At 59.9% G+C, this 3,812-nt stretch carries 3 protein-coding genes; 1 reads left to right on the top strand and 2 read right to left on the bottom strand.

Features of this window, described 5'->3' with window-relative positions:
* The coding region (locus tag D6877_RS10060) for a LysR family transcriptional regulator (protein WP_130910653.1) at positions 1–884 on the bottom strand (884 nt) is incomplete at its 3' end.
* A 181-nt stretch (positions 885–1,065) separates the two neighbouring features.
* Between D6877_RS10060 and D6877_RS10055 the strand changes: the two genes are divergently transcribed.
* Positions 1,066–1,986, top strand: a complete 921-nt coding sequence (locus D6877_RS10055) for a TauD/TfdA family dioxygenase (protein ID WP_130910649.1) — start codon at positions 1,066–1,068, stop codon at positions 1,984–1,986.
* 106 nt (positions 1,987–2,092) lie between these two features.
* Here D6877_RS10055 and D6877_RS10050 read toward each other — a convergent pair whose 3' ends face one another.
* The gene (locus D6877_RS10050) at positions 2,093–3,709 is read right to left on the bottom strand and encodes an alkaline phosphatase family protein (protein WP_130910648.1); all 1,617 of its coding nucleotides are present in this window, start codon (positions 3,707–3,709) and stop codon (positions 2,093–2,095) included.
* Positions 3,710–3,812: the final 103 nt, after the last annotated feature.

Genomic DNA, 3,812 nt, shown 5'->3' with positions numbered 1-3,812 from the left:
ACCAACGTCTCGATCATTGCCCTCGCCGCCGGCGACAACCGGAATCCGGTGCGGCTGACGATACCGCAGCGCGCGTTCATGCTTTCGAGGTTCTGCGGCAGGTTGCGCCAGTGCAGCAGCACCAGCGAGCCCTTGGCGACATCCTCGACAAACGCCTCCTCGGTACCGACACCTATCGCATTGGATTGCAGCACCACTTTGACCAGTGCCGGAAAGTGCTCGGTCTCGATGGTCGGCGAGAAATCGATGCGCCCGCTCAGGTTCGCCAGCAGCTTGCGAATGCCCGGCGGGATCAGCGTGGCGGCCAACGGGTAGTCGAACATGTCGTTGGTCGACAGGCTTTCCTTGGCCAGCAACGGATGCCCCGGCCGGCAGAAAAATACCCCGCGCTTGGGCGTCAGCGGTTGCGTCTGGAAATTCGGGTCGGACTCGAAATGGCGGATGTCGGCGATGAAGAATTCGATCTCTTCGCGGCTCAGCGCACGGCTAAGCTTTTCCCAGTTATCCACTTGAAAACAGGTGCGCACTTTCGGGTGGGCATTGATGAATTGCGCCACCGCGTCCGGCACCAGTTTCACCGCTGGCGCCGGACCGCAGCCGAAGTGCACCTCGCCGGCGTCGAGCTTGGTCATTTGCGTCACTTCAGCGCTGAGCAACGCTGCGCCCTGCACCAGGCTCAAGGCGTGTTGCAGCACCACCTGGCCCTCGGGCGTCGGGCGCAGATCCTTGTTGCCGCGATCGACCAGCACGCAACCGAACTCCTGCTCCAGCCCCTGAATGCTGCGGCTGAACGCCGGTTGAGTGATGCCCATGGCGTCGGCCGCACGGACAAAACTGCGGTGTTCGTTAAGAGCGATGAAGTAGCGCAACTGGCGAAGATCCATATGCTTTTCCGGCATCCTAAAAATAGCTCGAAGGCATTTGCGACGAGGTTGCTTGAGGTTTTAAATGCAAGCTCTTATTCCGTCAACGAAGCATGTGAATATCTATTAGATGTAAATGGAATATAGATAGAGCGTTGTTTCGCTGCCGTCAAAACCGCAAGCAGTCGATGAGGGTCTTCCCATGAGCAATGCCGCACTCGCCGTAAAAGCCGTTTCTCACGCGTTGCAGATTCATCCGGTAGCCGGGCGTATCGGCGCCGAAATCCGCGGCGTGCATCTGTCCGGTGAGCTGGACGCCGCCACTGTCGAAGCCATCCAGCAAGCCTTGGTCGAATACAAAGTGCTGTTCTTCCGCGAGCAGACGCAACTCGACGATCAGCGTCAGGAAGCCTTCGCCCATCTGCTTGGCGAACCGGTGGCGCACCCGACCGTGCCGGTGCGTGAAGGCACTCGCTACCTTCTGGAGCTGGACGGCGCCGAGGGCCAGCGCGCCAATTCCTGGCACACCGACGTGACCTTCGTTGATGCCTATCCGAAAGCCTCGATCCTGCGCTCGGTGGTTGCGCCGGCATTCGGCGGCGATACGCTGTGGGCCAACACCGCGACCGCTTACAGCGGTTTGCCGAGCGAGCTGCGTGAGCTGGCCGACAAACTGACCGCCGTGCACAGCAACGAATACGACTACGCCGGGGCGAAGCCGGACGTCTCGGCAGAGAAGCTGGAGCGCTACCGCAAAGTCTTCACCTCGACCGTTTACGAAACCGAGCATCCGGTGGTGCGCGTGCATCCGATCAGCGGCGAGAAGAGCTTGCTGCTGGGGCATTTCGTCAAACGCATCAAAGGTTATTCACAGGCGGATTCGGCGCACCTGTTCGGCTTGCTGCAGAGCCATGTGATCCGCCAGGAAAACACCGTGCGCTGGCGCTGGCAGGCTGGAGATGTGGCGATCTGGGACAACCGCTCGACGCAGCATTACGCCATTGATGATTACGGCACCCAGGATCGCGTGGTGCGCCGGGTAACGCTCAAGGGCGAGGTGCCGGTGGGGGTGAATGGGCAGCGCAGCCAGACCATCAAGGGTGCGGATATCGTCGGCGTCTGATCGGACCTCTTCGCGAGCAGGCTCGCTCCCACAATGGATTTGTGCCGAACGCTAGGATGTGATCGACGCCAATCCCTGTGGGAGCGAGCCTGCTCGCGAAGGGCTTTCACCACACTCCGATCTGAACAACCTTCTCGGTTTCCGGCTCACCATAACGAAACCGCTGTCCGCGCAAATCGATCTCCTGATGGCTGATCGTCGTGCGCCGCTTTAGTCCGCGTACCCATTCAAACAGATACCCCGCATGCTCCTCGCGCACCGCCCCGTACGCCGGGTCCTCACCCAGATCATTCAGCTCCTGCGGATCATTCAACAGATCAAACAACTGCGGTCTAAACCCGTCGTACGCCAGGTATTTCCAGCGCTCGCTGCGCACCATGGTCATGCGGCAACGGTCGATCGGCTGGCCGAGGCGTTCCCGCGCCGGGGCCTGGAAGGCGTAGTCGTACTCGCTGATTGCATAACGGCGCCAATCGTGATGTTCCCCGTGCAGCAACGGGATCAGTGAACGCCCTTCAAGCCGATGCTCTGCTGCCGGCAATCCCAGCGCTTGAAGAAAAGTCGGCAGCGCATCGATGGTTTCTGTCAAGCGCTCATCGACAGTGCCACGAGTGGCATCCGCCGCTGGCCGAGGGTCGCGAACGATCAACGGCACACCCACCGCCTGCTCCAGTAAAAACTCCTTCTCGCCGAGCCAATGATCGCCGAGGAAATCGCCGTGATCGCTGGTGAACACGATCAACGTGTCATCCCAACGCCCGTTGCTCTGCAGAAAATCGAACAGCCGCCCCAACTGATCATCCACTTGCTTGATCAGGCCCATGTAGGTGGGGATTACATTCAATCGTACTGAATCGCGGGAGAAGTTGCGGCTTTCCTCATGTTGGCGAAAGGCAGTGTATACGGGGTGTTTGCTGGCTTCGGAGAGCGTCGCGCGGATCGGTTGCAGAATCGATTTCGTACTGTACAAGGCGTGGTATGGAGTCGGTACGATATAGGGCCAGTGCGGTTTGATGTACGAGAGGTGTAAACACCAGGATTTCTCGCCTTGCTCGGTGATGAAGTCGATGGCCCGATTTGTAGTGTAGACAGTCTCTGAGTGTTGCTCGGGAATTCGTGCTGGCAAATTCGCATGACGCATTTTCCAGCCGCTGAGGATTTCACCGTTCTCGCCTTCGGCGGCATTCGCCCAGTCGTGCCAGGGATTCTTGCCATCGAAGCCCTGCGCGCGAAGGTATTGGGTATAGGGCGCGGATTCGCGCTTGTCGTCGAATGACGGATCGTCGGGGTAGATACCGTCGTGGCGCAGGTAGGGTTCGAAGCCGACCTCATTGAGCAACTCGGCTTGCGCGCTTTCCGGGTTGATCGCCAGGCGCTGCAAGGCGTCGACATTGGCCGTCGCATGGGTCTTGCCGACCAGCGCGGTGCGGATGCCGTGAGGTCGCAGGTAATCGCCGATCGTCAATTCATCCAGCGGCAACGGCACCGCGTTCCAGGCCACTTGATGGCTGCTGACATAGCGCCCGGTGTAGGCCGACATCCGCGACGGGCCGCAGATCGTGCCTTGGGTGTAGGCGCGGCTGAAACGCACCCCTTGAGCTGCGAGGCGATCGATATTCGGTGTATGCAGATGCGGGTGGCCGTAGCAGGACAGGTAATCGCGGCGCAGTTGATCGCACATGATGTACAGCACGTTGCGCACGGGGTTGGATGGGGTGGGCATGGGGTTCACCGGTCAGTGGGACAGGTGAGGGTTTTCGCTGTCGGTGGGGGTTTTCGGCAAGTGCATTTGGGGAATGGTTTTTATGCAGCGATTGCATCAGCCT

Source organism: Pseudomonas sp. Sample_9 (assembly GCF_004307535.1).
Taxonomy (GTDB): Bacteria; Pseudomonadota; Gammaproteobacteria; order Pseudomonadales; family Pseudomonadaceae; genus Aquipseudomonas; species Aquipseudomonas mercuritolerans.
Note: the sequence above shows the minus strand (reverse complement) of the source record. Positions and strands in the feature narration are given on the sequence as shown.

Bases quoted from the DNA above. Each gene is read 5' to 3' on its own strand.
- D6877_RS10055 (WP_130910649.1), top strand. From the start codon at position 1,066: ATGAGCAATGCCGCACTCGCCGTAAAAGCCGTTTCTCACGCGTTGCAG.
- D6877_RS10050 (WP_130910648.1), bottom strand. From the start codon at position 3,709: ATGCCCACCCCATCCAACCCCGTGCGCAACGTGCTGTACATCATGTGC.